The organism is Rhizobium sp. BK538 (assembly GCF_014197575.1).
Classification (GTDB): domain Bacteria; phylum Pseudomonadota; class Alphaproteobacteria; order Rhizobiales; family Rhizobiaceae; genus Rhizobium.
The window spans coordinates 1-1,427 of the sequence record NZ_JACIFT010000062.1 but is presented as its reverse complement, the minus strand read 5'-3'; the positions used below and the strand labels follow the sequence as shown (position 1 = coordinate 1,427).

Below are 1,427 nucleotides of genomic sequence, written 5' to 3'. Positions count from 1 at the left end.
AGGCTGTCGTCTAATCGCGCGGTAAAATGCAAGCCCTTTTTTGAACATCGAAGCTGTCGTTTGCCGGGAGCAGTGTCGTCTTCGCGGTCGATATTAAATCGCCGCATGATGGGGCTTCGCGGGTGAACCTTCCAGAGTGTGAAGCGCACGCTACGGGCACGGCGGCTCGAAGGTGCAACAGCCTCGGCGGAATGGTCCCTTCCACGTCCCGGCAGGGACGCCTCGATGCGCCTTAGGGCAGGCGCATATGAGCTTGCTGTGTCAGGCCATGCTGGTCACCCGGTTGAACAGTTCGCCGGATTTCAGCATCGAGTGCATGATGACCGCCAGCTTGCGTGCGACGGCAACAGCCGCGCGCTTGAAGCCAATCTTCTCTCTCAGCTTCAGTCCCCAGGCGCGCAGGTCGCTGTCGGCATAGCTGCGCGTCAGGATCACGGTCGCGGCTTCATAGAGCAGTCCCCTCAAATGAGCGTCGCCGCGCCGGGAGATATGGCCGTCATAATCGACCTCGCCGGACTGGTAGCGACGCGTGGTCAGCCCCAGCCAAGCGCCGACCGATCGCGACTTTTTGAAGTTGGCCGGATCCTCGATGGCGGTCGTGAACGAAGTTGCGGTGACCGCACCAACCCCGGGGATCGACATCAGCAGCTGACAGGCCTCGCTCTGCCGTGCGCTGGCGATGAGCTGCCGCCCAAGCTCAGCGGCGCGGGCACGCATGCTGCGCCAGGCTTCAAGAACCGGCAGGATGATACGGGCAAGCTCTTCCTGACAGGCAAGCAGGCGCTGGACATTGTCTTCGAACTTGCCGCCTTTGCTCGGAGGAACGACCAGCCCGAACGTCTTCATGAGCCCGCGGATCTGGTTGGAGAGCTCGGTCGTGATCCTGACCAGCTTGGTCCGCGCGGCCACCAGCGTACGGATCAGCATGCTGTCATAGCCCTTCACGCGCACCTCGCGGTAGAAGCCGACCTCGGCCAGATGGGCCAAGCCATCGGCATCGTTGGCGTCGGTTTTGTTCGGTGCCATGTCGAGCGCCGCCTTGGCGTGCCGGGCGTCGATGCAGATCGCCGGAAGCCCTTCAGCGCTCAAGGCGTGATAGAACCACACCGACAAAGGACCGGTCTCGAATACCACCCGCTTTGCCGTCGGCGCTCGTTTGCGGAGCACTTCTGCAAGCAGGCTCGGATCAGACGGGCATTTGCCACGCCAGATCCTCTTGCCGTCACGCCGCACAGAAATCGCCGTCTCTTTCAACGACACGTCGAGACCGATATATTCGCTCATGGTTGTTCTCCGTTCGATGCTTGGGCCCGGCGTCCAGTCGTGAGCCCGTACTTCCATCCTATCGGGGAACAACCACCTGCTCTTCAAGAGCGTGACCACTTCTGGCCATCAGGGGCGACTCGCTCCCGCGATTACCCCATGTG

At 61.9% G+C, this 1,427-nt stretch carries 1 protein-coding gene; it reads right to left on the bottom strand.

Annotated elements, in window-relative coordinates:
- Window positions 1–261: 261 nt before the first annotated feature.
- Window positions 262–1,284, bottom strand: a complete 1,023-nt coding sequence (locus FHX09_RS29355; RefSeq protein WP_184451122.1) for an IS110 family transposase — start codon at window positions 1,282–1,284, stop codon at window positions 262–264.
- Window positions 1,285–1,427: the final 143 nt, after the last annotated feature.

Excerpts from the sequence above, each read along its gene's own strand:
- FHX09_RS29355 (WP_184451122.1), bottom strand. The coding sequence starts at position 1,284 with ATGAGCGAATATATCGGTCTCGACGTGTCGTTGAAAGAGACGGCGATT.